The sequence below is a fragment of the Steroidobacter sp. genome (assembly GCF_036406195.1).
In the GTDB taxonomy this organism is placed as follows: domain Bacteria; phylum Pseudomonadota; class Gammaproteobacteria; order Steroidobacterales; family Steroidobacteraceae; genus Steroidobacter.
Genome location: NZ_DASWVW010000057.1, coordinates 13,925 through 40,841 on the forward strand (window position 1 = coordinate 13,925; position 26,917 = coordinate 40,841).

The window sequence follows — 26,917 nt, forward strand, 5'->3', positions numbered from 1 at the left end:
GCGTTACCGCCACCCCGCGTCGACGAAATATTCGTGACCTGTGCACATGCGGGCATCGTCGGAAGCCAGGAACACGACCATGTTGGCCACGTCGTTCGGTTCGACGCGGGCCTTGATGCATTGCATGCCCAGCATGCGCATTTCCTCGTCGGGCGTGTGCCACAGCGCAATCTGACGCGGGGTGCGCACACCGCCCGGTACTACGCAATTCACACGGATACCATACGTTCCGAGGTCGCGAGCCAGGGCGCGCGTCATGCCCTCGATACCGGCCTTGGCGGTTTGATAGATGGTGAGATCCGGCAAGGCCAGGTGCCACGACACCGAGCCGAGATTGATGATGGCGCCCGCGCCGGCAGCTTTCATGTCCTCGACCACGGCCTGCGCGCAGAACAGCAGATGGCGCAGGTTCACGGCAATGCGCTCGTCCCAATATTTTTCGGTGATCTCGCCCAGCGCGTGACGATCATCGTTGGCGGCATTGTTAACCAGCACGTCGACGCCGCCCAGCTCGGAACGAATTCGCGGAAACAGCTCGCGAATGGTCTCGATGCTGCGCAGATCGCAATGGTAGTAGCGAGGCGGTGTCTCGCTCGACGCCAGCTTGCGCTCGAGCTCGCGCGACGGCTCGTCGGCGATATCGAGGAAGGCAACGCGCGCGTTCTGCCGGGCGAAAGCTTCGACGATGGCCGCGCCAATGCCGGAGCCGCCGCCGGTGACAATGACACGCTTGTTGCGGAGTGAGGGGTAGACAGTGTGAGACATAGTGGAATTCGAGCCTGAGCTTTAGTTTGAGCGCTGGGCCAACAAGCCGCGGCTGGCGAGATTGCCCATCAGATGACCGATACCGAAGGACCACGGCGGCGCCCGGTCAGACGTCGTCAGTTTGTTTTCCAGGGTTCCCAGCGACGGCGAGGACACGCGGACCAGGTCGTCGAGCTTGTGAGTGAAGCCGCGGCCCGGCACGTCACGGTCGTCCGTGGGCGCGAACATGGTGCCGAGGAACAGCGCGAAGCCGTCGGGATATTGATGCTGGCTCATTGTCTGCTGCACCAGGTCGAGCGGATCGCGGCTGATGAGCGACATGGAGCTGCGGCCTTCCAGTTGATAGCCGTCGTTGCCCGCCACCGTGAGCGAGACCACCGCCTTGCGTATGTCGTCGATGCCAAAGCCGGCGTCGAACATGCGAATGAAGGGGCCGATGGCACAGGACGCGTTGTTGTCCTTGGCCTTGCCGAGCAGCAGCGCACTGCGGCCTTCGATATCGCGCAGGTTCACGTCGTTGCCGAGCGTCGCGCCGAGCGTGCGGCCCTTCGCGTCGCATGCGAGCACGATCTCGGGCTCGGGATTGTTCCACTGCGATTCCTTGCGCACGCCGATCCAGTCGCCCCAGCCGACCGAAGACAGTACCGGCGACTTGGTGAACACTTCAGCATCCGGGCCAATGGCTACTTCGAGGTACTGCGACCACAGGCCGTCGGCAATCAGGGCTTCTTTCAAACGCACCGCCGTTTCGGAGCCCGGTTTGACGGAGCGAATGTCCGCGCCCACTCGTTCGCCCAGCGCGTCACGAATCGACTGCGCTTTTGCGTAATCGCCGCGCGCTCGTTCTTCGATCACTCGCTCGACCGCGGAAACAGCGAACGTCACGCCGCACGCCTTGATACATTGCAGATCGACCGGTGCGAGCAAGCGAGGTGACGTAGCAGCACCGCTGAATGCAGGCGTCAGCGGCAGCTGATCCAACGGTCCCAGATCTTCACCCTCGGGCACCGTGCCATCCCAATTGTTCAGCAGCGCTGAAACGGTGGGCGCGGCGCGCGATACATCGCGAACACGGCCACGGCTGATGACGATGGGAGTCGGCCCAGCTGCGGTAGCAAGGCGGCCGACGAGAGTCGCCTCACGCCAGTCCGCCGGAAGATCTGCGAGTAATGTCATATAGGTAATCGATCAGAGCGCGGTGGCCGGGGCCTTGGCGGAGCCTTCGACCAGTTCGTGCGGTTGCTTGGTCCACAGGTGCTGGATCGCTTCCAGGCTGCGGCCCTTGGTTTCCGGCACGAAGCGCCACACGAACAGCGCGGCCAGGATGCTCATCACGCCATAGATCCAATACGAGAAGCCGTGATTGAACATCGCGTTCAAGGCCGAGTTGCCGTCCAGCACCTTGAACGACCAGGAGACGAACAGGTTGGCGATCCACTGCATGGCCACGGCCAGCGCCATCGCCTTGCCCTTGATGGCGTTCGGGAAGATTTCCGCGAGCAGCACCCACACCACCGGGCCCCACGAGAGTGCGAAGCCGGCGATGTAGGCGATGACCGCGATCAACGCGGCCGTGCCGACGTTGCCGCTGTGGAACAGGAAGCCGAGCGAGATCATGGAAATCGCCATCACCACGCCACCCAGAATCAGCAGCGGCTTGCGGCCCCAGCGATCCACGGTGACCAGCGCGATGAGCGTGAACACGATGTTGGCGACGCCGACGATGATGGTTTGCAGCAATGCGCTGTCGGTCGAGGCGCCCATGTTCTGGAACATCAGCGGCGCGTAGTACAGCACTGCGTTGATGCCGATGAACTGCTGGAACACCGACAGCATGATGCCGACGAACACCACCAGCGCACCGAAAGCGAACAAAGTGCCGCTGCGCTCGCGCAGCGATTCATCGATCTCCTTCAACACCACCTGGGCTTCATTTTCGTTGGAAAGTCGTGACAGCACGGCTTTCGCCTCGCTCATGCGGCCCTTCATCACCAGCCAGCGGGGCGTTTCCGGAACCAGCAGCAGCAGTGCGAAGAACAGTGCCGCGGGAATGGCGGCTGACAGCAGCATGAAACGCCAGCCGGTCGACAACACCCACTGATCATCGCCCTGCGAAGCGATGAACCAGTTGACGAAGTACACCAGCGTCATGCCGACCACGATGGCGACCTGCTGGTACGTGACCAGCTGACCGCGCTGCGCGGGCGGGGCGATCTCGGCGATGTATAGCGGTGAAAGCATCGAGGCCACGCCAATGCCGATACCGCCGAGGATGCGGTACAGGATGAACGCAGTGAGCGCTTCCGGCCCGGCACCACCAATCCACAGGAATCCGAACTCAGGATACGCCGAGCCCGCCGACGACACGACAAAGAGGATTGCCGACACCAGCAGGCCGCCCCGGCGGCCGATCTTCTGCGACATGGGACCGGCCAGCGCGGCGCCGATGACGCAGCCGAGCAGGGCGCAGGAGATCGCCCAGCCAGACAGGCTGTGCGCGCTGGTCTCGGGCAAGCCGCGGGGAATGATGAAATTGTGATCGATGGCGCCGACTGCACCGGAAATGACGGCCGTGTCATAGCCGAACAGCAGTCCGCCGAGTGCGGCGACAAAAGCCAGGCCACGCACCAACATGGCCTCGGCAGGCGGCTGCCCGGCGTTGGGAATCCCCTCTGACATAAACGTTCGCCCCCTGAGATGACGCCTACCGATGGATTGGCGCACCGGTTCCCGGTGACCTTGTGCTTGATGAGGGAGCGTAGTGATAGCGCTATCAAAATTCAAGCGCGAGCTACCGGTGCCGTCCTGGCGTCACCTGAACGGAGCGCGCTGAGCCGGCGCGCGCGGGTAGCGCAATCAGCCTGGGTTGGGGGCGGCCACCGAGTCGCGTTTGACCAGCATGTGGGCCACCACATGGTCCACCACGACGCGCGCTTCGCCGTCCTTGCGGCGGCGAATGCTTCGCAACAGCAGTTCGATGGAAGAGGCCGCCATGGCCGCGATCGGCTGTCGGATGGTGGTCAGCTCCGGCCAGACCGTGGTGGCGGTGGGCGTATCGTCGAAGCCGACCACCGATATGTCGCGCGGTACATCCAGGCCGCGCCGATGCGCGACCGATATGGCTGCGGCGGCCATGTCGTCGTTGCTGGCGAAAATGGCGGTAGGCGGCTTCTTGCGTGCCAGTAACTTTTCAGCCGCTTCCAGGCCCGAGCGATAGGTGAAGAAGCCCTGCTGTACCAGGGTCGGATCGACCGGGATGCCGGCTGCGGCCATGGCGGCCTGATAGCCTTCGTAGCGCAGGCCGCTGGCGGTCTGATTGGGATGGCCCTTGATGAAGGCGATGCGCGAATGACCGTATGAAATCAAATGTTCGGTCATCTCTTGCGCCGCGCGAAAGTCATCGATGCGCACGCCGGAAATGTCGGGTTGGAAGCGTCCCGAAGCGATCGCTACCACGGGAATACCGGCGGCCACGAGCTCGGAGCAAACTGCCTTGGACTCGCACAGCGGCGGCGGAAGAATCACGCCGGCCACGCTTTGCGCGATCTTGCGAGCTGCGGCCCGTTCGGTCGCGCGCGTCATGTGGTCCCACGTATCGAGCACCAGTTGCGTTCCCGCTTTGCTCGCGCCGTCCAGCGCACCGACCAGCAGCTCGCTCAGGTAGGCCGAGCTGGGGTTGGTGTAGATCAACGCGATCCGCGTGCCCGACGCGGCTGCCAGCGAACGAGCAGCGGCATTGGGTGTGTAGTTGAGCTCGCGGACGGTGCGCATGACCAACTCGCGCGTCGCCGCTCTCACATTGGCGTTGCCGTTGACGACCCGGGACACGGTCATTGGCGACACGCCAGCGCGCTCGGCCACTTCGTGGATGGTCACGGCGGCGCCTTTGCGGCGAGTCGAACTGGCCGAATTCCTGGCTTTGCGGGGGGCGGTTTGCATGAAAGCTGTAATTAGCGGCCGAACCGCTTGAAAAGATATCCACATTATTGCCCCGGACAGCGAAGGGTGGAAGCGCGCCGAGGGCTCGTGATACCGTTACCAAAAATTCGGTTGCACAATGGTAGGGGGACTTGATGGCGCCAGGTCATCGTTCGCTGGGTGGCGGGTGCGCGCCTGTGTTTCGTTTGCTGCTGTCCGCGTGGGCCCTGTGCCTGGCGTTCGTTACGCAGCCGGCCGTCGCGGAGGACGGCTACGATCTTTGGCTGCGCTACCAGCCGTTGGCCGCCGAACAGCGCGCTCCCTATACCCCGGCCACCGCGCAGTTGGTGATGCCGACGCCATCGCAGACTCTCGCGGTCGCGCGGGACGAGTTGTTGCGGGGTTTGAATGGCTTGCTGTCCCGAACACCCGCTTCCGTCGAGCAAGTTTCAACGGCAGGCGCAATCCTCGTCGGCACGCCGCGGTCGAATCCTCAGATCGCGCAGCTCCAGCTGGGCTTGCAGGTGTTGTCGCCGGGAGGCTATGTCATCCGCCGGAGGAACGTGGGCGGACACTCCACCCTGGTCGTTGCGGCCAACGACGATGTCGGTGTGCTCTATGGCGTGTTCCATTTTCTGAGGTTGTTGCAGACGCAACAACCGCTGCAGGCGTTCGACGTCAGCGAGTCCTCGCGCATCCAGCTGCGCATGCTGAATCACTGGGACAATCTGGATCGCACGGTGGAGCGGGGCTACTCCGGCGAGTCGTTGTGGGATTGGCACAAGCTGCCTGACTACCTTGACCCGCGTTACACCGACTACGCTCGAGCCAATGCATCGCTCGGCATCAACGCGACGGTGCTCACAAACGTTAATGCGAACGCCCTCGTTCTGACACCGACGTATGTGCACAAGGCCGCGGCGCTCGCGGAAGTGTTTCGTCCCTATGGCATCCGCGTGTTTCTAACGGCTCGCTTCAGCGCGCCGGTGGAAATCGGTGGGCTGAAGACCGCCGATCCAGCCGACCCGGCCGTGCAGCAGTGGTGGAAGGACAAGGCGGCGGAGATCTACAAGATCATCCCGGACTTCGGCGGCCTCCTGGTCAAGGCGAACTCCGAAGGCCAGCCGGGTCCGCAGGACTACGGCCGCACGCATGCCGATGGCGCGAACATGCTGGCCGATGCGGTCAAACCGTTCGGCGGCATCGTGATCTGGCGTGCGTTCGTCTATTCCCACGAGCAGCCGGACGATCGCGCCAAGCAGGCATACGACGAATTCGTGCCCTTCGACGGCAAGTTTCGCGAGAACGTGCTGGTGCAGGTGAAGAACGGCGCGATCGATTTTCAGCCGCGCGAGCCGTTCCATCCCTTGTTCGGCGCGATGCCGAAGACGCCGCTGGCGATGGAGTTCCAGATCACCAAGGAATATCTCGGTTTCGCCACGCACCTGGTCTACCTCGGCACGTTCTGGGAAGAGGTGCTGCGTGCGGACACGTATCGGCCGCGCAAGGGTTCCACGGTCGCGAAGATCCTCGACGGATCGGCCCACAACTACGCGCGCACGGCAATCGCAGGCGTCGCCAACATCGGCTCGGATCGCAACTGGAGCGGCTCGCACTTCGACCAGGCGAACTGGTATGCCTTCGGACGGCTGGCTTGGAATCCGATGCTCTCGTCCAAAGCCATCGCCGAGGAGTGGGTGCGGATGACGTTCTCGAACGATCCCAAGTTCGTCGAGCGCACCGTGGCGATCATGATGAAGTCGCACGAGGCCGTGGTCGACTACATGACGCCGCTCGGCCTGCATCACCTCATGGGCCGTGGTCATCACTACGGACCGGGGCCGTGGGTCGAAGGCGGCCCCCGTGCGGATTGGACGTCTGTTTATTTCCATCGCGCCGACGAGAACGGCATCGGCTTCGGTCGCACCAAGACGGGCAGCAATGCGGTGGCTCAGTACGCGCCGCCCGTGGCCGCGGAGTTTGGTGATGTGAAGCGGGTGCCGGAGAAGTTCTTGCTGTGGTTCCATCACTTGCCCTGGGACCATCGCACCCGGTCGGGCCGCATCCTTTGGGATGAGCTGGTGTATCGATACACCCGTGGCGTCGAGACGGTCCGCGAGATGGGCGCCGAATGGCAAAGCCTCACTCCATGCATCGATGCCGAGCGGCATGCACAAGTGGCGGCGTTCCTGAAAATCCAGAAGGACGAAGCCAAGTGGTGGCGCGACGCCAGCATCGCCTACTTCCAGACATTCTCGAAACGCCCGGTGCCCGCCGGCTTCGCGCCGCCGGAGCACTCGCTCGACTACTACAAGTCCCTCGAATTTCCTTACACACCCGGCCACTACTGATATGCGGACCTGCATCAGTCTTGTTCGTCATGCGTTGTTCGCGGCCGGAGCGCTGTTTGCCGGTGCCGCCGGCGCGGCGCCGCTGTTGCACGACTTGTTTCAGGATCACGTGGTCCTGCAGCGAGACAAAGTCATCCACCTCTGGGGCAGGGCGCAGCCGGGCGAGTCGTTGACTGTGACGTTGTCCGGCGCGAGCCTGCAAACGCAGGCCGACTCATCCGGGCAATGGCGACTGAGCCTGCCGAGCATGAGCGCCGGTGGTCCGTATCAGTTGTCGATCAGCGCCGCATCCGGCGACAAGCAGGTGGTCGACGATGTGATGATCGGCGACGTCTGGTTGTGCTCGGGCCAGTCGAACATGGTCTTGCAAGTGCACCGCGCCCTCGACACTCGCTCCGAGATAGCGAATTCCACCAACGATTCCATTCGCATGCTCACGGTTCCGCTGGCGAGCAGTGCCGTTCCCCAGGATGGATTCGCCGGTCCGGTCAAATGGCTGAAGGCGTCGCCGACGACGGTGCCCGAGTTCTCGGCCTTGTGCCTGTACATGGCGCGCGAGCTGCAGAAGAAAGACAAAGTCGCGATGGGTTTGATCGCCTCTGCGTGGGGCGGTTCGAAAATCGAGTCGTGGCTGTCCACTGCCACGCTGCGTTCGCTCGGTGGTTATGAGGGTGGGTTGGAAGCACTCGCTCTGTCGAGCAAAGACCCAGCCGCGGGCGCTGCGCAGTGGGGAGCCACCTGGGAAGCGTGGTGGCGTGAGCGCACGAAGGACCGGCCTGGCACCGAGCCGTGGAGCAACAAGCCGCGCGGCGACTGGAAGGTCGCACCGATGGAACGCGGCTATTGGGAAGATTGGGGCGTGCCCGAGCTGGCCAACTACAACGGCATGCTTTGGTATCGAACCCATGTGACGTTGACGAAGGCGCAGGCTGCGCAGAAGGCGACGCTCGCCGTCGGCCGTGTCGACGAATCAGATCAGGTCTGGGTCAACGGACGTGTTGTCGGAGCCGCAGGCCCTGGTAGCGAGCGGTCATATCAGGTGCCGCCGAATCTACTGCGCGCTGGTGACAACTCCATTGTCATTACCGTACTCGATACTTACGCGAATGGCGGACTGCCTGGTCCAATGGAAAGCCGTGCGATTCGCTTCGCCGATGGCTCGAGCGTGGTGCTCAATAACGAGTGGCGCTATCTGGTGCCGCCGCCGAATGCAGCTGTCCCGCCCCGCGCGCCATGGGAAGCCGTTGCCGGCCTTGGTGTGATTCACAATGGCATGATTGCGCCGCTGTCGAACCTCAGTTTGCGTGGGGTCGCCTGGTATCAGGGCGAGTCGAATGCCGATGAGGCTGGGCAGTATCAGAGCCTGCTGAAACATTTCATGGCCGACTGGCGCTCGCGCTTCGGTGCGGACATTCCGTTCTTCATCGTGCAGCTTGCCGGCTATGGCCCCGCATCCACGCAGCCCGTCGAAAGCAATTGGGCGGAGTTGCGCGAGGCACAGCGGCTTGCTGTGCAAGAGGACGCCAATGCCGGGCTGGTGATCGCTGCCGATCTCGGTGAACGCACTGATATTCACCCGGCAAACAAACAGGAAGTGGCCCGCCGTCTCGCACGCGCCGTTCGTCACGTTGTTTACAAGGATGCAGCGCCGCCTTCCGGCCCGATTCCTGTCGCCGCTCGGCGCGATGGCAATTCTGTCGCAGTCGAGTTCACCGATGTGACAGGCCGGCTCGTTGCTTACAGCGCGACGCGGCCCATCGGTTTCGAAACATGCGGTGCCACCAAGAACAGTTGCGAGTTCGCGGACGCGACCCTACAGGGAAATCGCGTCGTGCTGAGCAGTCCAAACTCGGCCAGCGCGACTCGCGTCCGCTATTGCTGGGCCGACAGTCCGGTGTGCACGTTGTACGACGAAGCACCGCTGCCGGCCGGCCCGTTCCAGGTCGAAGTGAAGTAACGAATCCGTCGCCGTCCGGAAGACGGCACGCTGTGGGATTGGGACAAAGGGGGATGAACATGCGCTACAAGTCAGGATCGGCGAAAGTTGCTGTGGGTCTCGCAGTGCTGTTGGCACTTGGCACGGCGTCGGCGGAACAACCGGTCTACAAGGATTTGACCAAGTCTTTCGAGGAGCGTGCGGCCGACCTGGTCGCGCGCATGACGCTGGAAGAGAAGATTGCACAGCTCGGCAACAACGCACCGGCGATTCCTCGGCTCGACGTGCCAGCCTACGAGTGGTGGAACGAGGCACTTCATGGCGTCGCCCGTGCCGGCGCGGCAACGGCGTTCCCGCAGGCCATCGGCCTTGCGGCTACCTTCGATGACAAGATGATGTTCGAGATCGCGACCGTGATCAGCGACGAGGCACGAGCCAAGCATCATGAGTTCGCGAATCGCGGCTTGCGCGGCCGCTATCAAGGCCTGACGTTCTGGTCGCCCAACATCAATATCTTTCGCGACCCACGTTGGGGGCGAGGCCAGGAAACATACGGTGAGGACCCGTGGCTCACGGCCCGGATGGGCGTTGCCTTCGTAAAGGGACTGCAAGGCGATGATCCGAAGTATCGCAAGGTGGACGCGACCGCGAAACATTACGCCGTTCACAGTGGGCCCGAGGCGGATCGTCATCATTTCGACGTGCATCCGAGCGAGCGCGATCTGTACGAAACCTATCTGCCGGCGTTCCAGGCGCTGGTGCAGGAGGGCGGCGTAGCCTCGGTCATGGGCGCGTACAACCGCGTGTATGGCGAATCCGCCTCCGCCAGCCCACGATTGCTCCAGCAAATCCTGCGCGACGACTGGGGTTTCAAAGGCTACGTGGTCTCGGACTGCGACTCCATCGATGACATCTGGAAGCATCACAAGATCGTGGGCACGGCGCCGGAAGCCGCGGCACTCGGCGTGCGTTACGGATGTGACTTGGATTGCGGCAAGACGTATGACCAGTTGCTCCCGGCTGTAAAGCAGAACCTGATCAAGGAGACCGAGATCGACGCGGCGCTGCGCCGGTTGATGCTCACCCGCTTCCAGCTTGGCATGTTCGATCCGCCGGAGCAGGTCCGCTGGGCGCAGATCCCGTATTCGGTCAACCAGGCGCCAGAACACGATCGACTCGCGCGTCGCGCGGCGCAGTCATCGATCGTGCTGCTGAAGAACGATGGCATGTTGCCGCTGTCGCGAGATATCAAGACGCTCGCGGTCATCGGTCCCACGGCCGACGAAGTGATGTCGCTGCTCGGCAATTATTACGGCACTCCGGCGGCGCCAGTGACGATTCTGCAAGGCATCCGCGAGGCCGTCGGTCCGAACACGAAGGTGCTCTATTCACGCGGCGCGGATCTCGTCGAAGGTCGAGAAGAACCGCGAGCCGTGCCGCTGATCGACGCGACCTTCATGCGGCCCGAAGCCGGTTCGAATCAGCAAGGTCTCAAAGGCGAGTACTTCCGCGGTCGTGACTTCGAAGGTGCGCCGGTGATGACCAGAGTCGACCCGCGCATTGCGTTCCGTTGGGATCGCGCGGCGCCCACCGATGATCTGGCGGCGCGAGGCGAGCTGTCGAATGAGCAAGCCTTGGCCAGCGATGGCTTCAGTGTGCGCTGGACCGGCGAGTTGCTGCCGCCGGCCTCCGGCAAATACGAGCTCGTCGTCGGTGCCAACGATGGCGTGCGTTTGTATCTGGACGACAAGTTGCTGGTGAACGGCTGGGACGTCAATGAGCGCGTGCGCAGTCACAGCGTCAGTGTCGATCTGCAGGCGGGCCGTGCGTACAAGATCAAGCTCGAATACTTCGAGGATGTTCGCGACGCCGAAGTCAGGTTGGGCTGGAATCGTCCTGGCGCGAAGCCGCCTTTCGAAGAAGCGCTGGATGCCGCTCGTGCCGCCGATGCCGTCGTGTTCGTCGGCGGTTTGACGGGCGACGTCGAAGGCGAGGAGATGAAGGTGAGCTATCCAGGCTTCGCTGGCGGCGATCGCACGGATCTGCGTTTGCCCGGCAGCCAGCGCAAGTTGCTGGAGGCGTTGCATGCCACCGGCAAGCCCATCGCGTTGGTGCTGACGGGCGGTTCCGCACTTGCGGTTGATTGGGCGCAACGGCGGCTGCCGGCCATCCTGATGGCATGGTATCCGGGGCAGCGCGGCGGCAATGCCGTGGCCGACGTTCTATTTGGCGATGTCAATCCGTCAGGCCGGTTGCCGGTCACGTTCTACAAGGAGACCGATCAGCTGCCGCCGTTCGATGACTATTCGATGCAGGGGCGCACCTACCGTTATTCCAAGAATGAGCCTCTGTATCCGTTCGGTCACGGTCTGTCGTACACGCGCTTCGAATATTCGAATCTGACGTTCGATCGCACGAGTGTCGGCGTCGACGGTTCCCTACAAGCGTCGGTCACGGTGAAGAATGTTGGCGCACGCGCCGGCGACGAGGTCGTCCAGTGGTACGTTGCACCTGTGGATGCCAAGCGGCCGCGGGCCAAGAAGGATCTGCGAGGCATCAAACGACTGGCCCTGCAGCCGGGAGAGTCGAGCAGCGTCAGCTTCACGCTCGAACCGTCGCGCGATCTGCGTCACTACGACGTGGATGAGAAGCGCTACGCCGTGGATCCCGGCAAGTATGAAGTGCAGGTGGGCGCTTCCAGCGGGGATATCCGTGCGCTCAAGGGGTTCGAAGTGAAACGTTGAAAGGCCAGCGGTTGGCGGTTAGTGTGGTTAGTAGTTAGCGTCAGCCACCAACCACCTTCCGCTAACCGCTAACCGCCAACCGCTACATCTTGGCCGGCTCGAGATTCGGCACCAGGAAGTGAATGATCCCCAGCGCCAGCAGATACGCTGTCGCGGCCATCAGGAACACCGGCACGTAGCTGCCGGTGGCCTCCAGCAGGAAGCCGGTGAACGTGGCGATCATCATGCCACCTACCGCGCCACCAAATCCGCCAATGCCCACCACGGATGCCACCGTGCGTCGTGGGAACATGTCGGAAGGCAGTGTAAAGATGTTGCACGACCAGCCTTGATGGCCTGCAGTGGCCAAGCCGATCAACAACACCGCCAGCCAGACGTTCTGTACCTGCGACACGAACACGATGGGCACGACGCAAAGCGCGCAGATCAGCATGGCGGTCTTGCGTCCGCGATTGACGCTCCAACCCATCTTGATGAAGCGACCCGCGAGCCAACCACCGGCGATGCTGCCGACATCGGCAATCACATAGATCGCGACCAGCGGCGCTCCCAGGCCCAGCAGGCTCAAACCGTATTCGCTGTTCAGATACTTGGGCAGCCAGAACAGGAAGAACCACCAGATCGGGTCGGTCATGAACTTGCCGAGCAGAAAGGCCCAGGTCTGCCGATACTTCAGCAACTGTGACCAGGGCACGCGCTCGGTGGCCTCGGGCGGATCGCTGCGGATCATCGCCAGCTCGGCGGCGCTCAGCTTCGGATGTTGTTCGGGCGGTCGATAAGTGCTCAGCCATGTCACCAGCCAGGCAGCGCTCAACACGCCCGTGAACAGGAAGGCGGCTTGCCAACCGAAAGTCACTGCGATGATGGGCACTGTCAGTGGAGCCACGATGGCGCCGACGTTGGTTCCCGAATTGAAGATGCCGGTCGCGAACGCGCGCTCGCGTCGCGGAAACCATTCGGCGACCGTCTTGAGCGCGGCCGGAAAGTTGCCCGCTTCGCCGAGGCCCAATGCAAACCGCGCCATCGCAAATCCGGCGACGCTGCCGACCAGGGCATGGCTCATCGCGGCCAGGCTCCAGATGCAAATTGCCAAGGCGTAGCCCAGCTTGGTGCCGAGTCGATCGATGACCGCGCCGGCGGTGACCAGGCCGATCGCATACGCGGCCTGGAAGCAGGTGATGATGTAGCCGTACTGCACTTCGCTCCAGGCGAATGTTTTCTGCAGTTCGGGCGCGAGCACGCCCAGCACCTGCCGATCGATGTAGTTGATCGTGGTGGCGGCGAGCAGCAGGCCGCAGATGCGCCAGCGATAGCGGCCGACGGACGCCGCGGAACTGCTGGTAGCAATGGCTTGAGTGGTCGATTGCATGCGAGGCGTCCGTCAGTTGGCAAGGGTCAGTTGCGATGACCAGTACGGGACGCCGGAATCGCGCGCTTGCAGGCCGGCAGTGGCCGGGCGAAGAGTCGTCACTATCAGTCCCCCCTGGATTGGTTCAGGCTCGAGGCCGGCTGCATGTTGCCACCCGGCTTATGTTTTGTTGATACCGTTATCATTAACCCAGGCCGGCGGCCGGGGTCAATGACTGTTGCAAAGTCCGGGTACCCAACGGCCCTGCAGCGGCGCGGGGCGGCGCCATCACCGGAAAATTCCGAACCGATTTGCGGGTTTTTTCCGTTGTCTGGCCGCGTCAGGGAGCGTCGATGCGAAATGTGCAGCAGCTGGCGCCAGTGCCGGCTCGACCCCAGTTGCATTTGTCGAATTGTGAGCGCTATCATCAAATCACGCTGCCGGCCCGTGCTCGGTGCCGTGACAGCGGCTGAAAAACATCAAACAGCGAATTTTCAGGGGGAGAGAACGATGCGTTCGCTTCGGCTCTTTGTTTCAGTGCCGCGCTCGCTGCGCCATCCCCTCCTGTGTCATGCGCGTGCCTCCGGGCGCGCTGCTCAATCGATCGTCATGGGAGGAAGTCAGTGAACAATCGTAAACCGCACCAGCAACGCGCTGCTCGCAGTAAGGCCCTGAGCATCTGCATTGCGGCGGTGCTGGGCCAGGCGCAATTGGCCCACGCACAGGAGGCTGCGCAAGAGGCCGCGGCCTCGGAGCTGGAAGAAGTCGTCGTCACTGGTTTCCGGCAGAGTCTCGAAAACTCCACCGCCGCCAAGCGCGATGCGGTCGGCTTCGTCGACGCGATCTTTGCCGAGGACATCGGCAAGTTTCCGGACACCAACATCGCCGAGTCCTTCAACCGCATTCCCGGTATTACCATCAACCGCGAAACCTCCGGCGAAGGCTTGAACATCGCCATTCGCGGCCTCGGCACGAACTTCACCAAGGTGTTGTTGAACGGCGCACCGGTCGCGGTGGCATCCACGGGCCGCACCGACGCGCAGAGCACGAACCGCGAAGTCGATCTCGATCTGTTTCCGACGGAGCTGTTTTCGCAGCTGACCGTGAGCAAGACGCCCAGCGCGGCGATGCTCGAAGGCGGCGCGGCCGGTACCGTGAACATGCGCAGCGCGCGGCCGTTCGATAAACAGGGCGCCCACGTTGCGTATTCGATTCAGGGCATGGACAACAGCAATGCCGATTCGATGGGCTCGCGCGGTTCGCTCGTTGCGAGCAACACTTGGGGCAGCTTCGGCGCGCTGGTCGGCGTAGCCGCCGTGCGCAACAAGGTGAAGACCACCGGCTTCGAATCCATCGGCTGGACCAATCCCAATCTCGTCACGCCCAACGCCGACCCGAACAACCTCGTCCTGCCGGAAGACGCGCAATGCCGACCGGGCGGCGACAGGTGTAACAGCACCGGCGGCGGCAACTTCACCATTCCGCGCGTGGTGCCGAGCAACGCCGGCAACGGCCTGACCCCAGGCGATGTCATCAACCGGGAATTCCTGCTCGCGAACAATCCCGGCCTGACGCTGGAGCAGATCGATAACGCGCTGGTTCCGCGCCTGGGCCGGCCGGCGGTGATCGAAGGCGATCGCGATCGTTACAACGCCATCGCCAGCTTCGAATTCCGCCCCAGCGAAAACTTCCATGCCTACCTCGACACGATGTACGGCAAGAAGGAGAACGACCTGGAGCGCATCGACATGAACCTGGTCGGCCGCAACGGCGCGATGATCCCGCTGAACATGCAGGTGGATCGCGACGACTGCTCGCAAGGTTGTGTCGTCACCAGCGCCACGTTCGCCAACGCGCAGGCGTTCCTGGAATATCGTCCGTTCATCGAAGACACCGAGTTCTACGGCGCCAATCCGGGCTTCACCTGGCAGCTGACCGACCGTTTGTCGCTCGACTGGGCGGCCAACTACACCAAGAGCGAATTCGAGCGCGAGTCGCCCACGCTGCTGGCCATCACCCCGCCGAACTCCGGCATGACGGTGACGTACAGCAACAACGGCGGCATTCCGAGCATCCAGAGCAGCCTCGACCTGAACAATCCGGCCAACTTCGGCTGGGCGGGCGGCGGTCGAGTCAACATCCAGAACGAGTTGCGCGAGACCGAAACCAAAGGCACGCGCGCCAGCCTCACCTTCGGCGACAGCGCGCTCAGCATCAGCGCCGGCGCGGCGTACGACGAGGTTTCCAGAGAGATTCGCGCGAGGGACAACAGTCAGGCGTGGCAGAACGCGGTGTGCGGCAACAACCCGACCGTGTATCTGGAGTCGCCCAATTCGCAGCCGGCGTGCCTGGGTCTCAATCAACCCGGCACGGTGCCGGCGGGCAACGATCCGAGCTATCCGGGATACGGCACCGGCTACACGGCCGGCTTCCCGGCGTTCGCCTATCAGGGCTCCCTGGTGCCGACGGCGGCGTTGCCGAGCTACCTGCGTCCGGGTCCGGGTTTCATCACAGCCGATTGGAACCGCTTTGCTCGCGATACCAACTACGCTCAGTTCCGTGACAGCGCGCCGGATGCGGGTGGTTCGAACACGGGCGCCGCTGGCGGTGTGATCGAGGAGAAGTCGACCGGCTTCTACACCGAGGTCAACGGCGACACTGATATCGGCGACAAGCGCCTGCGTTACAACGTCGGTGTGCGCTATGTGAGAACGGATCAGACCGTGATCGGGCGATTGTCGGTCCGCGACCCGCGCAACACGGTGAACGGCGCCGCATTGCCTGACGGTGCTCTGTATCCCAATGTGGTGAGCTACCGTGAGGAGAAGGAGACCTACGAGAACTGGCTGCCCTCGGCCAACGCCGCGCTCAATGTTGCGGACAACGTGATCGTGCGAGCGGCGCTGTCGCGCTCGATGACTCGTGCCAATCCGAACGATCTGCTGCCGGGCCTGAGCTTCAGCAGCCCTTCGGCGGACACCGGCAATATCGGCAACCGCGCGCTCAAGCCCTTCATCTCCGACAACATCGATCTCGGTATCGAGTACTACACGGGCGACGAGGGCTATGTCGGCGTGGCGGCGTTCCGCAAGGGCATCGATGGCTTCACGATTCTCCAGGGCACTACAGTGCCGTTCACTGACCTCGCCGAGTTCGGCGTGACGTATGACACGCTCACTCCGACTCAGCAGCAGGCCATCAACTCTCGCGGCGGCCCGAATGCGGCCACCGTGGTGTTGAACCAGCAAGTCAACGCCAATGGTCGCCTGACGGTGAATGGCCTGGAGTTCAACTGGGTGCAGCCGCTGGACTTCCTGCTGGCGGGCATCGGCCTGGATGGTTTCGGCTTCACCGCCAACTACACCATCGTCGATCAGAAAGGCGAAGGCCAGCTGCCTGCGGTAGCGGTGGGCGTCGCGCCGGAAACCTACAACGCGACGTTCTACTACGAGAAGAATGGCATCAGCGCGCGCCTGTCGACGACCTTCTCGGAAGGCTCGCAGGCTTCGAACCTGAACCAGAACGGCATCCCCGCCGCCGCACAGTTCAACGACGACTACGAGCAGTGGGACTTCTCGTCGAGCTTCGACTTCTCGACGATGTTCGGCTGGTCGGAGCTGGTGCCGCAACTGACGGTGGATGTGATCAATCTGTTCGACGACGAACAGCGCCAGTACTTCCAGTTCCCGAACGCAACGTTCACTCAGTACCAGCCCGGCCGCACCGTGATCGTCGGTCTGCGCGGGAGGTTCTGAGCGCAAGCCAAGCATCAACGATCGAGCAACGTCGGTGGGGGTGGCTGTCGATTACTCCCGGTGGTGACCGCCACCGACGTTTCCAAGGCAGGGGCGGCCATGTCGCAGCGGATAGCGGATAGCGGATGAGCTGAATCCTGGCCTCCGTTCTGCCCTAACCGCTATCCGCTATCCGCCAACCACTGGAGCAATGGCGTTCTGCCCTAACCGCTAACGGCTATCAGCCAACCACTGGAGCAATGGCGCTAACTAAGTGCCATTGGTCTCAACCCATTCAGGTTCGCCACGGGTCCGCGTGCAACCATCATCCTCCCGGCGACGAAATATCAGGGAATCGCTTAGCCCGCTGCCTGCGGTAATTTGCGAACTGGAGCGCTGTGCAAGCGCTGAGGTTTTACATAGTCTTGCCCGCCGTGACCCTCCGTGCGACGTCCCGATTCATGAAGACCCTGAACCGCCTGCCGCTGCTGCTGTGGCTCGGCTCCATAGCCCTGCTGACGATCGTCCTGGTGGCGCCGGTGCGCGCCAGCTCCAACCAGAGCGAACACTTCGTTCGGCCGCCCGAGCTGGAACCGGACATCGCGTTCTGGCGCCGGGTGTACACCGAAGTGACCACTTCGGGCGGCCTGCTGCACGATCCCGAGGACCTGAGCGTCGTCTATGAGGTGATGAAGTTCCCCTCGGACATCGCGCCGAAAACACGCTCGAACCAGATCGAAAACGCCAAGAAGAAGTACGCGCGCATCCTCGAGCGGCTGGCCAGCGGCGCCGAAGACTTGAGCGAGGAAGAGCTGCGCGTTCAGGCGCTCTGGCCGAAGGGCACACGGCGTTCGCGCTTCGAGCAAGCGTCCGAATCCGTGCGCTTCCAGCTGGGGCAGGCCGATCGTTTCCGCGAAGGGTTGGTGCGCTCGGGCGCCTGGCACGATCACATTGCCGATACGTTCGCAAAGATGGGCTTGCCGCGCGAGCTGGCGGCGCTGCCGCACGTCGAGTCGTCGTTCAACACCTATGCGTATTCCAAGGTCGGCGCCGCCGGCATGTGGCAGTTCATGCGCAGCACGGGCCGTCGCTTCCTGCGCATCGACGCGGCGGTCGACGAGCGTCTCGATCCGTATCGCTCCACTCAGGCGGCGGCTCGCTTCCTGGAACAGAACTACATCATCCTGGGCAGCTGGCCGTTGGCCTTGACGGCGTATAACCATGGTCCTGGCGGCATGAAGCGCGCGCAGGAGCAGCTGGGCACCAGCGACATCGTGACGATCGTGCGCAAGTACAACAGCCGCTCGTTCGGTTTCGCCTCACGCAATTTCTATCTCGCATTCCTGGCCGCGCTGGAAATCGACTCCAATCCGGAGAAGTTCTTTCCGGGCATCCGGCGCACCGCCCGGGACACCAGTGTCGTGCTGAAGCTGCCGCAGTCGGTCCCGGCGAGCCGCATCGCCAATGTGCTCGACATGGACAGAGAAGAACTGCGTCGCCTCAACCCGGCGCTGCTCAACTCCGTTTGGAAGGGCGCCCGGCATGTGCCGCGCGGTTATGAATTCCGCGTGCCCGCGCACATCGATCTGACTGCCGTGCTCGCCAAGTTGAACACCGGTGTCGAGCCGAGCGAGGTGCTGCTGGCGGGTGCGCAATATCGCGTGGAAAGCGGCGATACGCTCTCGGCCATCGCCAGCCGTCACGGCGTGAGCCAGGCGGCGCTGGCGGACCTCAACAATCTCGACCGGCCGTATCGTCTGCGTGTTGGCCAGGTGCTGACGCTGCCCGAGAAAGGTGGCAAGCCCACCGCAGTGGTCGCGCAGACGCGAAAGGAAACACCGCCGCCAGCGCCGGCGGCGAAGCCGACGCCACCCACTGGTGTGGTGGGGAGCGAGCGCTATGTGGTCCGTCGCGGCGACACATTGGGCAAGATCGCCAAGCAGCATGGACTGAGCGAAGACCAGCTGATGGAGATGAACAACATCCGCAACCGCCAGTTCATCTATGAAGGCCAGGTGCTGGCGCTGGCGCCGTCGGCGCGCGCCAAGCCGCCGGTGGAAGCGGAAGTGTCGGTTGCGACCGTCGCGGCAGTCAGCCCGCCAGTGTCGGGGGCTGAAGCTCAGGAGCCCGTGTCGGAGCGTGAAGCCGAAGAGATCGGTCCGGCGCTGGTGCCGGGCACGCAGGCCGCGGCTTCCGCCGACCCGAGCGACTATTCGGTGAAGGACAACAGCATGGCCATCGTGCAGGCCGCGGAGACGCTCGGGCACTATGCTGAATGGCTCGAAGTGCGCGCCAGCCGGCTGCGCCAGCTGAACCGCATGTCATACGGCACGCCGGTGGTCATCGGCCGCAAGGTGAAGCTGGATTTCTCCAAGGTCACGCCGGATCAGTTCGAGGCGCGCCGTGTCGAGTACCACCGTGCCTTGCAGGAGGCATTTTTCACCGAGTTCCGCATCCAGGGCACCAGCGACCACATCATCAAGCGCGGCGAGTCGGTATGGGTGCTGGCTCAGCAGCGCTATAACATTCCCATCTGGTTGCTGCGTCAGTACAACCCGGATCTCGACCTCGGCTCGCTGCAGCCCGGGGCACGATTGGTGATTCCGCTGGTCGAAGGGACAGGAGCTGCGGAGCCTTCTGCTTGAAACGAGCGTTAAGATCAATCGGATTGCCAATCGGGTGCGCGGTGCTCGCGGCCGTGCTCGTGGGCGGCTGCATGAGCGTGCAGCTGTATGAGGGGCCGAAGCGCGATCGCAACGAAGTCGCCCGTATCAGCGGCGATCCCGTAGTTACCGCGGGGTCGCCTGTCACTGTGGTCTTGCGTCAGGTCGACGGCCAGGACATAGCCGTAACGCAGACCACCGTCGAAGTGCTGGAGGGGCAGCACAAATTGCTGGTGGATTGTCGGATCGCCGAGACCAAGAGTGTCTCGCGTCACGTGCTGGAGGTGGAAGTGTTCGGCGGCCGGAACTACCGGTTGCGGGCGGACACCGGTCCGGCCTTGCGGGAATGCACAGGCGTCAGGCTGGAAGCCCTGAATTGAGAGCAGGGCACGGCGGGCGGGAGCTTGGTGATGCAAATCACGGTATTTCGCGGCGCTGCCGTCAAGATACATGGACGATGTCCTACAGCCTCCATGCACACGTGCGGCGGCGACATGAGTCCCGAGCCCGCCAGACAGGCTATATAATGGCCCAGCGTTGACCGTCGCCAACCCTATGCCACGAAACATCGCCGCTCTCGTCACCGCTTCGTTGATTGTTCTTTCTGGGGCCTGCGCGCGGGCGGAATCGCCTTTGCAGTCCTCGGCGCTGGTCTCCACCAGCGTGGAAGCGGCGTTGCCGCTGGCCGACAAAGTCGTGGTGCGCAAGAGCGAGCGCAAGCTGTATCTCATGAACAACGGTGCCCCGCTGCGGACCTTCAAGATCGCGCTCGGCCTGCGCCCGGAAGGGCACAAGCAGTTCGAGGGCGACTTCCGTACGCCCGAAGGCAGCTACCGCCTGACGCGGCGGAACCCGAACAGCGAATATTTCCTGTCCATCCTGGTCGATTATCCGAACCAGCAGGACGTGAGGCGTGCCCGTTCCCAGGGGGTGCGCCCGGGCGGCGCGATCATGATCCACGGCCAGCCGAACACTCCGAAGAAGTCGCGCGACTACTACGCGAATGTCGACTGGACCGAGGGCTGCATCGCCGTGTCGAATTCGGACATGGTGGAAATCTGGCTGATGACCCCACCCGACACGCCCATAGAGATCCTGCCGTGAAAGAGAGCTCAAGATGATGGTGCCGTCCAACGACGGACGCGCCTCGGCCTCGGTGACCCAGGCCGAACCCGAAGGAGTGGTCGACGCCAGGGTCTCGCCGCTGGGCAGCCTGGAAAATCTATCGCAGCGTGAAGTTCAACAGTTGCTCAGCTCGGGGCGCGGCGGCGTCTACGAGCTGTTCCGCCGCTGCGCGCTGGCGGTGCTCACTTCGGGCCTGGAGTCCGACGACGTGCGCGCCATCTTCGACCGCTACAAGGACTTCGAGATCAAGCTCGGCCGCCAGGCCTGGGGCGTCAAGCTGGAAGTGAAGAATGCGCCGGCGAACGCGTTCGTCGATGGCGCGATGATTCGCGGCATCAAGGAACATCTGTTCTCGGTGCTGCGCGACATCGTCTACATCCACGATGCCATTCTCGGCACCGACCGCTTCGATCTGAACGATCCGACCAGCATCACCAACGCCGTCTATCACATCCTGCGCAACGCGCGGATCCTCGATTACAAGGGCCGGCCCGACCTGGTGGTCTGCTGGGGCGGCCATTCCATCGGCACCGCCGAATACGACTACACCAAGCGCGTCGGTTACGAGATCGGCCTGCGGGCGCTGAGCGTGTGCACCGGCTGCGGTCCGGGCGCGATGAAGGGCCCGATGAAGGGCGCCACCATCGGTCATTCCAAGCAGCGCATCCGCGACGGCCGTTACATCGGCATGACCGAGCCCGGCATCATCGCCGCCGAGCCGCCGAATCCGATCGTCAATCAGCTGGTCATCATGCCGGACATCGAGAAGCGTCTCGAGGCGTTCGTCCGCTGCGCGCACGCCATCGTAGTGTTCCCGGGCGGCGCCGGCACCGCCGAGGAGATCCTGTATCTGCTCGGCATCCTGCTCGATCCGGCCAATGCCGAGCAGCCGTTGCCCGTGATCTTCACCGGGCCGCCGTCCTCTTCGGAGTATTTCGGCCAGATCGATCACTTCATCGGCGCGACCTTGGGCGACGCCGCGCGTAACCGCTACAAGATCATAATCGGGGATCCCGCACAGGCTGCGCGCGAAGCGGCCAAGGGTATCGAGGCGGTCCGCGAATATCGGCGCGCCAAGAGCGATGCTTACAACTTCAATTGGCTGCTGAAGATCCCCGGAGATTTCCAGCGCCCGTTCGAGCCGACGCACGAGGCCATGGCAAGGCTCGAGCTGCGCCGCGGACTGCCATCGCACGTGATGGCCGCCAACCTGCGGCGCGCGTTCTCGGGCATCGTGGCGGGCAACGTGAAGGAACACGGCATCCAGGCCATAGAAGCGCGCGGACCGTTCGAGCTGCACGGCGACAAGGAAGTGATGAACCTGCTGGATGAGCTGTTGTCCGCGTTCGTGCAGCAAAAGCGCATGAAGCTGGCGGGCGAGTACAAGCCTTGTTACCGGCTGGTCGCATGAGCAAGGTCGCGCTCACCTACCGCTTCACTTTCCCCGATTCGCAGGAACGCGTCTTCGAACTGGAAATGGATCGCGACACCGCCGAGCTGGCGCGGCCCGAGGTGTCCGAGCCGCCGCCCTGGACGGCGTTGACGTTCAATCAGTGCGCGGGCTGTCCGTTCAAGCCCGGCGACATGTCGCATTGTCCCGCGGCCTTGCAACTCGCCGGCGTGATCGACGGCTTCACCGATCTGGTCTCCTACGACAAGGTGCGGGTCTCGGTGGAGAGCGAAGAGCGCCAGGTCGTGGCCACGCTGCCCGCGCAACAGGCGCTGGCATCGCTGATGGGCTTGATCATGGCCTCCAGCGGCTGTCCGAACACTGCGGTGTTTCGCCCGATGGCGCGTTTCCATCTGCCTTTCTCGAGCGAGTCGGAGACCGCGTATCGAGTCGCGTCGATGTACTTGCTCGCTCAACACTACATCGCGCGCGAAGACGGGAAGGCGGACTTCGTTCTCGAAGATCTCGAACGCGTGTATCGCGGTGTGCACTCGGTGAATCGCGGCATGGCGCAACGGCTGCGCGCCGCGAGCCGGCAGGATGCGATCGTGAATGCAGTCGTGCTGCTCGATGTCTTCAGCAGCCTGGTGCCCGCGGCGATTCACGACATCCTCGATGAGATCAAACCGGCATTCGCCGCGTTGCTTGCCGCGAAATAAACATCGGTCGGTGTCGGAAAATTTTTCAGTTGCGCGCGTGTCGTCAGTGCGCGTTCAAGTTGTGTTTTGCGCGCGACGCTGCGAAATCGCGCCAATAATGAATAACGAGCGGTTAAATCCAGCTCGCTTTGTGACGCGGCACGCGTGCAAGTAGCGTCTCCCTTGCGATGGGTGTCGCACTCTGGAGACGTCGCTGCATGGCTGTGATGTAGTTCCTCACTCGCTGGGTGTGTGCTCCGTAACTTCGCTACCAACAGGAGATCACACATGACCACCACCGAACCGAATTTCGACGAGATGAGCGCCACTGGCCGGCATCGCGCCTGGACGGGCGAGAGCGCGGGCGCGATCGTTCGTGCCGGCACTCCGCCTCGCGATCCGCAGCGCGCTGCCAATGCCAACTGGCTCGATCGCGCGCAGCCGAGCAACTCGCGCCACGCCGCGATCACGCGTTCGTTGCACACCTGGTCCAACTACAAGAGCTGGACTGACAAAGTGCGCAGCAACTGGGACAAGGAAATGAAGGGCGGCAAATAAGCCGCGCGAACGGGCCGGCTCGTCAGCCGAATACACGTCGAAGCAGGGAGGGCAGTAACGATTCGGAACGCTCGATTTTTTTCGAGCTGCCACGGGGCTCGCTGAGCGCACTGGCGGAACTGGCGAGCGCATTGACCACCGCCGCAGGATTCAGTCGAGGCGGCGCTGCATCGATCGTGGCAGGTTTGACGATGGCCGGGATGGGCGCGGCGGCCGGTTGAAGTGCCGAAGGTTTCGGAACCGGAGTCGGCGGAGCGATCTGCTCCAGAGTAGTCGTCGCGACCTTCGGTGCAGAGGTCACGGCCGAAGTGATCGCGGGCGTGCCCGGTTCCACATGCAGCGGCTTACGCTGTGCCAGCCAGCCCACCAGCGGCAGCCATTGCTCCAGATCCTCGCGCACCGCATTCGGTTTCATTTCGAACACGCCCAAGCCGCTCTCCGCGGAACGGATATAAACCTGCGAATCGCGCAGCGTCGCCACCACCGGGATCTTCATCTTCTCCAGGAACTTCATCAGCGACTTGTAGATCAAGGTCTGCTTCTTGACCCGGTTGGCGATGACGGCGATGCGATGCTCGTCGCGCCGGACCTTGGCGATCAACAGCAGATTCGAGATGCACTTGGCCGCCGCATGGATGTCGATATCCGAAGGCAGCACCGGCACCAGCACCGCGGTGGCATTGCGAGTCAGATCGGGGAGGCGCTGCGGCTCCACCGCCGCTGGCGTGTCCACCACCAGCCGCTGTGTATCCAGAGGCAGACGAGTGGCGAAGCTGCGGGTCATTCCGGTATTACGTTCAAACCCAGCGATGCCATGGATCACCGCTTGATCCTTGCTTCGCTTGCTCAGCCAATGCGTGCTCGAGCCTTGGGCATCCATGTCCATGAGCGTCGGGCGCAATCCTTCGACCGCGAAATAGCTGGCCAGGTTGGTCGCTATCGTGGTCTTGCCGGAGCCACCCTTGGGATTCAAAACGACGATCTTCTGCATGCCCGCCGACGCTGCCGGTTGCGGCGCCTCATTGGTGAATGTGTTCATGAACACTGTCGTCGATCAGCCTACGCAGCCCCTCGCGGTGCCGCAAGTCCAGGCCATGGGGGCCCTGAATCGAACCGGGCCCGGGACCCGCACTCCGGACTGTGACCATCATCACCGGCCGTGCTTGTCGGTGCTGTGAGTCGGCTCACATCGACCCCATCCGGGCGCCGCTAGAGTCACTGGCGTCTACGGAGGACTCCCCGCATGGAATTCCTGCTGTTGTGGGCCGACAACATTGACGACGCCCTGTGCGCCGCGCGTCATCTGGCCCCGAAAATCCTGAGCTTCATGGCAGCTTTCGCCCTGTTCGCCTTGACCGGATTCGCGCTGCTGCTCGCTCCGCACGTGACGCTGGCGATCATCGGCCTGGTGCTGTCCGCGTCGCTCATCGAGCTCGTGCGCCGCCGCCGCGCGGCGCTCGCTCACGACCGATTGAACGACGACTGATTCTTCTCCCGCCGCAACCATCCCGAGCAGAAATCCGTTCCCGAGCAGAATATATCGGGAGCCATGGTGACCCCGCTGGCTTGAAAGCCTGCAGCGGGTCCCCATAAGCCGACGCGTCCAACTATCATTGCCGGCCTTCCGACCGGCTTCACCGCGCGATGCGTGCCTGCAAGGGCCCGTTGCGCGCGACGCGAACTTATGGAGAGCACCAATGAGCGACACGGGCACGCAAGAGACTCAGACTCCCACCCAAGGCGAGACCGCCACCCAGACGATGGGTTTTCAGGCCGAGGTCAAGCAGCTGCTGAAGCTGATGATCCACTCGCTGTACAGCCACAAGGAAATCTTTCTCCGGGAGTTGATCTCCAACGCCTCCGATGCGCTCGACAAGCTGCGCTTCGAAGCGCTTGCCAGGCCCGAGCTGCTCGAAGGCGGCGGCGAGCTGGCCATCACCATCGATGCGGACTCCAAGGCGCACACCGTCACCATCATCGATAACGGCATCGGCATGAGCCGCCAGGAAGCCATCGAGCATCTGGGCACCATCGCCAAGTCCGGCACCTCCGATTTCCTCGCCCGACTCACCGGCGACCAGAAGAAGGATGCGCAGCTGATCGGCCAGTTCGGCGTGGGCTTCTATTCGTCGTTCATCGTTGCCGACAAAGTGGAAGTGTTCTCTCGCCGTGCCGGCTTGCCCGCCAGCGCGGGCGTGCATTGGACATCGGCCGGCGATGGTGAATTCACCGTGTCGGACGTGGAGTTGCCGGAGCGCGGCACCCGCATCGTGCTGCATCTGAAAGAAGGCGATCACGAGTTCGCCGATCAATATCGCATTCGTTCCCTGGTGCGGAAGTATTCCGACCATATCGCCTTTCCGGTGCGTATGCCCAAGCCCGCCCCGTACAAGGCGGACGACGAGAAGGACGAGAAGAAGGATGACTCGGTGGTCGCCGAGGTCAACAAGGACGAACCCGCCAAGCCGGAGTTCGAGACCGTCAACCACGCGCAGGCGCTATGGGCACGGCCGCGCACGGAAGTGAAGGACGAGGAATACAAAGAGTTCTATCGTCACGTCACGCACGACTTCACCGATCCGCTCGCGTGGTCGCACGGCAAGGTCGAAGGTAAGAAGGAATACACGAGCCTGCTGTACATCCCCTCGCGTGCACCCTACGACCTGTGGCATCGCGAAGGCGCTCGCGGCTTGAAGCTGTACGTGCGCCGCGTGTTCATCATGGATGACGCCGAACAGTTCCTGCCGCTGTACCTGCGCTTCGTCAAAGGCGTGGTCGATTCGGCGGATCTGCCGCTGAATATTTCGCGCGAAATGCTGCAACAGGATCCGGCCATCGACACGATGAAGACCGGCCTCGCGCGCCGCGTGCTCGACCTGCTGGCGAAGATGGCGAAGGACGAGCCGGAGAAGTACGCGACCTTCTGGAAGGAATTCGGCACGGTGATGAAGGAAGGTCCGGCCGAGGATCACGCCAATCGCGAGCGCATCGCCAAGTTGCTGCGCTTCTCCAGCACGCTGGCGGACAAGCCGGAAGCGGACGTGTCGCTGGAGGACTACGTGAGCCGCATGAAGGAAGGCCAGAAGGAGATCTATTACGTCATCGCCGACAGCTTCAACGCCGCCAAGTCCAGCCCGCATCTGGAAGTGCTGCGCAAGAAGGGCATCGAAGTGCTGCTGTTGTCCGACCGCGTCGATGAATGGCTGGTCGATCACCTGCGCGAGTTCGACGGCAAGCCGCTCAAGAACGTGGCGCGCGGCGAGCTGGATTTCTCGGCCATACAATCGGACGAAGAGAAGAAGGCGCAGGAGGAGCTGTCCAAGGAGCACAGCGCCCTGGTCGAGCGCATCAAGAAGGCGCTCGGCGATCAGGTCAGCGATGTGCGCGTGACCGCTCGTCTCGCCGATTCGCCGGCGTGCCTGGTGCTGGGCCAGCACGACATGGGCGCGCAGATGCGCAGGATCATGGAAGCGGCCGGACAGAAGGCGCCGGTGAGCAAGCCGACGCTGGAGGTGAATCCGGCGCATCCGCTGCTGCAGAGGATCGAGAAGACCAGCGACGAGGCGGAGTTCAACGACCTGTCCATGCTGCTGTTCGAACAGGCGACGCTGGCCGACGGCGGCCAGTTGCCCGAACCTTCGGCGTTCGTGCAACGGCTGAATCGCCTGCTGATGAAGACGGCCTGAG

18 protein-coding genes are annotated in these 26,917 nt (G+C 63.1%); 12 read left to right on the forward strand and 6 right to left on the reverse strand.

What is annotated here, in order from left to right:
• Positions 1–3: 3 nt before the first annotated feature.
• From VGE08_RS22295 to VGE08_RS22310, 4 genes are all read right to left on the reverse strand, one after another.
• Positions 4–765 (reverse strand): SDR family oxidoreductase, encoded by a 762-nt coding sequence (locus VGE08_RS22295; RefSeq protein WP_331070133.1) that lies wholly within the window; start codon positions 763–765, stop codon positions 4–6.
• A gap of 21 nt (positions 766–786) precedes the next feature.
• Complete coding sequence (locus VGE08_RS22300; protein ID WP_331070134.1) at positions 787–1,941, reverse strand: fumarylacetoacetate hydrolase family protein; 1,155 nt, start codon at positions 1,939–1,941, stop codon at positions 787–789.
• A gap of 12 nt (positions 1,942–1,953) precedes the next feature.
• Positions 1,954–3,444 carry a D-xylose transporter XylE gene (gene xylE / locus VGE08_RS22305; RefSeq protein WP_349258774.1) on the reverse strand — a complete coding sequence of 497 codons (1,491 nt, stop codon included), beginning with the start codon at positions 3,442–3,444 and terminating at the stop codon, positions 1,954–1,956.
• 177 nt (positions 3,445–3,621) lie between these two features.
• Positions 3,622–4,704 (reverse strand): LacI family DNA-binding transcriptional regulator, encoded by a 1,083-nt coding sequence (locus VGE08_RS22310; protein ID WP_331070135.1) that lies wholly within the window; start codon positions 4,702–4,704, stop codon positions 3,622–3,624.
• Between the two features lie 134 nt (positions 4,705–4,838).
• On the opposite strand from VGE08_RS22310, the gene VGE08_RS22315 reads away from it, so the two are divergent.
• Genes VGE08_RS22315 through VGE08_RS22325 form a run of 3 tightly spaced genes read left to right on the forward strand, consistent with a single transcriptional unit; the run spans position 4,839 to position 11,714 of the window.
• On the forward strand, positions 4,839–7,034 hold the full coding sequence (locus VGE08_RS22315; protein WP_331070136.1) for an alpha-glucuronidase family glycosyl hydrolase: 2,196 nt from the start codon (positions 4,839–4,841) through the stop codon (positions 7,032–7,034).
• Between the two features lies 1 nt (position 7,035).
• Entirely contained in the window at positions 7,036–8,991 is a 1,956-nt protein-coding gene (locus VGE08_RS22320) for a sialate O-acetylesterase (protein ID WP_331070137.1), read from the forward strand.
• A 59-nt stretch (positions 8,992–9,050) separates the two neighbouring features.
• Positions 9,051–11,714 carry a glycoside hydrolase family 3 C-terminal domain-containing protein gene (locus VGE08_RS22325; protein ID WP_331070138.1) on the forward strand — a complete coding sequence of 888 codons (2,664 nt, stop codon included), beginning with the start codon at positions 9,051–9,053 and terminating at the stop codon, positions 11,712–11,714.
• 82 nt (positions 11,715–11,796) lie between these two features.
• Here VGE08_RS22325 and VGE08_RS22330 read toward each other — a convergent pair whose 3' ends face one another.
• Positions 11,797–13,083, reverse strand: coding sequence for an MFS transporter (locus tag VGE08_RS22330; protein ID WP_331070139.1), 1,287 nt, complete (start codon positions 13,081–13,083; stop codon positions 11,797–11,799).
• Positions 13,084–13,685: 602 nt separating this feature from the next.
• On the opposite strand from VGE08_RS22330, the gene VGE08_RS22335 reads away from it, so the two are divergent.
• The 7 genes from VGE08_RS22335 to VGE08_RS22365 all read left to right on the forward strand — a co-directional run bounded on the left by VGE08_RS22335 (position 13,686) and on the right by VGE08_RS22365 (position 23,230).
• Positions 13,686–16,817 (forward strand): TonB-dependent receptor, encoded by a 3,132-nt coding sequence (locus VGE08_RS22335; protein ID WP_331070140.1) that lies wholly within the window; start codon positions 13,686–13,688, stop codon positions 16,815–16,817.
• Between the two features lie 440 nt (positions 16,818–17,257).
• Positions 17,258–19,441 carry a LysM peptidoglycan-binding domain-containing protein gene (locus tag VGE08_RS22340; protein ID WP_331070141.1) on the forward strand — a complete coding sequence of 728 codons (2,184 nt, stop codon included), beginning with the start codon at positions 17,258–17,260 and terminating at the stop codon, positions 19,439–19,441.
• A 23-nt stretch (positions 19,442–19,464) separates the two neighbouring features.
• Positions 19,465–19,839 carry a hypothetical protein gene (locus tag VGE08_RS22345; protein WP_331070142.1) on the forward strand — a complete coding sequence of 125 codons (375 nt, stop codon included), beginning with the start codon at positions 19,465–19,467 and terminating at the stop codon, positions 19,837–19,839.
• 157 nt (positions 19,840–19,996) lie between these two features.
• Positions 19,997–20,563 (forward strand): L,D-transpeptidase family protein, encoded by a 567-nt coding sequence (locus VGE08_RS22350; RefSeq protein ID WP_331070143.1) that lies wholly within the window; start codon positions 19,997–19,999, stop codon positions 20,561–20,563.
• A 16-nt stretch (positions 20,564–20,579) separates the two neighbouring features.
• Complete coding sequence (ppnN, locus tag VGE08_RS22355) at positions 20,580–21,995, forward strand: nucleotide 5'-monophosphate nucleosidase PpnN (RefSeq protein WP_349258776.1); 1,416 nt, start codon at positions 20,580–20,582, stop codon at positions 21,993–21,995.
• Positions 21,992–22,693 (forward strand): DUF6901 family protein, encoded by a 702-nt coding sequence (locus tag VGE08_RS22360; RefSeq protein WP_331070145.1) that lies wholly within the window; start codon positions 21,992–21,994, stop codon positions 22,691–22,693. Before ppnN ends, VGE08_RS22360 begins: the two co-directional genes overlap by 4 nt.
• Before the next feature lie 267 nt (positions 22,694–22,960).
• Entirely contained in the window at positions 22,961–23,230 is a 270-nt protein-coding gene (locus VGE08_RS22365; protein ID WP_331070146.1) for a hypothetical protein, read from the forward strand.
• 22 nt (positions 23,231–23,252) lie between these two features.
• Here the strand turns inward: VGE08_RS22365 and VGE08_RS22370 are convergent, their stop codons facing one another.
• Positions 23,253–24,269, reverse strand: a complete 1,017-nt coding sequence (locus VGE08_RS22370; RefSeq protein WP_331070147.1) for an AAA family ATPase — start codon at positions 24,267–24,269, stop codon at positions 23,253–23,255.
• Positions 24,270–24,473: 204 nt separating this feature from the next.
• Between VGE08_RS22370 and VGE08_RS22375 the strand changes: the two genes are divergently transcribed.
• Both VGE08_RS22375 and htpG read left to right on the forward strand, forming a co-directional pair.
• The gene (locus tag VGE08_RS22375; RefSeq protein ID WP_331070148.1) at positions 24,474–24,716 is read left to right on the forward strand and encodes a hypothetical protein; all 243 of its coding nucleotides are present in this window, start codon (positions 24,474–24,476) and stop codon (positions 24,714–24,716) included.
• Positions 24,717–24,927: 211 nt separating this feature from the next.
• Entirely contained in the window at positions 24,928–26,916 is a 1,989-nt protein-coding gene (gene htpG, locus VGE08_RS22380; protein ID WP_331070149.1) for a molecular chaperone HtpG, read from the forward strand.
• Position 26,917: the final 1 nt, after the last annotated feature.